Raw genomic sequence first — 2651 nt, forward strand, 5'->3', positions numbered from 1 at the left:
TTTGGAAAAAGATATCTCCACTCTCCTTGGAAAATTTTCTAAGAACTATGATACCAAAACCCAAAACCTACTTGCTGAATGTGCGGATTTAATCACGGGCCAAGAACAATCCCAACTTGTGGAAACTTCCCAAGAAGGATCGAAGGTTGTGGTTCCCTATCGTGAGATCGCTGAAGGCCAACAAAAACTCCGCATCGCTTACGGACAGATGGGTTTAGCCACAGATATGTCTCGGGACGACAGGTTTTACGACGCCATCGTACATTACCGCATTGCGAAAGACTATGGAATCAAAATTCTATCTGACTTCAAAGAAGCAGAAGCGGACAAAAAAGTCATTACCGATAAATACGGCAAAGACTTAAGCGATAACCGAAACCAAATCTTTAGCCAAAGTACAAAATAGAGTTCTAAACTTTTTCTTTTCTCCGCTCGCCTGCGTGCGGAGAATGACTCATCGTGCTTTTTTTATCTCACCTTTCCCTTCTTAGATTTCTTCTCATTGCCTTTTGTGGTTTTCTTTCTTTCTCCTTAGGAGCGGTACCCGTCTTTCGGATTGTTGTGGACCCGGGTCATGGTGGAGTTGCCAAAGATCCCAAAGCACAACATGGCGACAAATATGACAGTGTCACTCAAACCTATTTAGAAACCTATAAACAAGGAACAGAGCATGGAAACGTGACGGAAAGAAAGGTCGTCCTTGATTTAGCAAAGGAAGTGCACCGGATCTTAAAACTAACAGAGACTGATGCGGGTTGGAAAGAATTTGAAGGATATCTCAAACTGTTTTCAAAAAAAACAGATTTTACAAGAGTCAGCTTAGAAAGTAAACTCACTCGCGAATCTTCTTTTGATGAGGATCCGACCTCCGATGATCCGAATGCGGCCTACCGGTTGTATGACTTTCCTGACCCAAAAACAGGGGTTCGTCGGAAAGGACGGTTGTCCAAAATCAATGAACTAAAACCCCATTTGGTTTTGTCCCTCCATTTGAATCCGGCAAGCAAAGGCCAAACGGGTGGGATGGGAGCGGTGCTCACACCTGGATTCAAAACATTTTCCCAAATCAAAAAAATCTCAGAAAAGAAAAAATCTCAAAATGCTTTTGTGAAAGGCCCTTGGGCGGAATGGCTGATCTTCCATTCCGGTTGGTCCAAATTAGAAAATGCGATGGCAGATACTTGGATTTACCTCCATGGTTACTGGTCTAAAAAAAATGGAAAAGATGCTGATATTTCCAAATTTGAAGGATACCGCCAAAATATGGTTAGTTGGAAGTATGCCGACGATGCCAATTGGGAAAAACAAATTGGAAAACCAGGGCCTTATGCCACATCCCACGAAGACTTTTTGGAAACCGGAAAGTTTTGGGAAAGAGAAAAAGGGAAAAAAGAGGAATGGAGAAGAGAAGGGGGAAAGGAAGGTTTTGGTGGTGACAACCACTATGTAACCAAAGAACTCATGCGTTTTGTGCAATATGGCCTTCCCATCCAACTGAAAGAAAAAGACGCGCCTTATCCGGAACTTGGTCCCATCCAAAAACCTTATATATCCACTTATAGTTTGCCCACTTATACCAATGCCCTTTGTGCTTTTATTGAAATTGGTTATGTAAACCGTAGCCGTGATATCAAATACCTAACTCAAAATAAAAAAGAAACGGCCATCTCCCTTGCTGTAGGCATTTACTCATTGTTTGTTGGTTTGGATGTGAAAAAAAATGTAAATCTCCCTTACAACCCGAAAGGAAAAAAAGTCAATTGGGAACGATATGAAAATTATTTTGATGAGGTTCTATAAATAAACATATGAAACCCAAAAAAGAATCTTCCAAAGTTCTAGACCACCCGCTCTTTCAAGAATTGATCACTATGTATCAAAAATCTCTTAAGATGCGGTATTCAGAAGAGAATCTTAAAAATTATCCAGAGTTTAGTTCCATCCCGCGTTCCAAAATAGACCAACTACTTCATTTTTTTTTAGAATACCTGTATCCTGAATATTCCAAACGTAAGGAACTGGATGCCGCCTTTGATGCGTTATCTGGTTTTGTGAATCACCCTACAAAGATTTGGGGAATCCTTGGAAACTTGGCGTTATCGATCTTTCGATTTGGAAAACATTTCCCTTTGGCTCTAAAAGCTGGACTTGCTGCCCTTCATTCTTATGTGACCGCGCATCAGTTTGAAGAAGAACTTGTGATGGAACTCGACAGAAGGGAAAACAAAGTCACTTTGTTAGAATCCGAATTTGCAATGGATTCACTCATTGCCAAAGTCGAAAAAAAGAAAGCCGATGCATTCCGTAAAGATATCGGCGGATTATTCAAAGTGTTTTCTGATGCAGAACTCATTCGAAAAATCATTTTGATTATGGAAGATATACTCGTTAAGATGGAATCAAAGGGTACAGTTTATACGGAAGAGGATCGAAAAGGAATTCGTTTGGGAGTATCGATTCTAAAAGAGGGGAGAGAAATCTTTGATCAGATGAAGGAAAGTGAGATAAACCTCGTTTTACAAGCCATTGATACCATCGAAGAAGATTTTTATCAAAAGGCTTGTATACGGGATTCGAACTAAATTACTGTTGGTACCGATGGCCGGAATCGAACCGGCATGATGTTACCATCGGTGGATTTTGAATCCACT

At 40.6% G+C, this 2651-nt stretch carries 2 protein-coding genes and 1 pseudogene; all 3 read left to right on the forward strand.

The features are described 5' to 3' along the window. Window positions 1-406, forward strand: a pseudogene (locus tag JWG41_RS13930) (hypothetical protein); the annotation flags it as partial. Between the two features lie 50 nt (window positions 407-456). Next, entirely contained in the window at window positions 457-1800 is a 1344-nt protein-coding gene (locus tag JWG41_RS13935) for an N-acetylmuramoyl-L-alanine amidase (protein ID WP_205270538.1), read from the forward strand. A gap of 8 nt (window positions 1801-1808) precedes the next feature. Next, window positions 1809-2582: a hypothetical protein gene (locus tag JWG41_RS13940; protein WP_205270537.1), complete on the forward strand. Its 774-nt coding sequence runs from the start codon at window positions 1809-1811 to the stop codon at window positions 2580-2582. Window positions 2583-2651 lie beyond the last annotated feature (69 nt).

The organism is Leptospira chreensis (assembly GCF_016919165.1).
GTDB classification, from domain to species: domain Bacteria; phylum Spirochaetota; class Leptospiria; order Leptospirales; family Leptospiraceae; genus Leptospira_A; species Leptospira_A chreensis.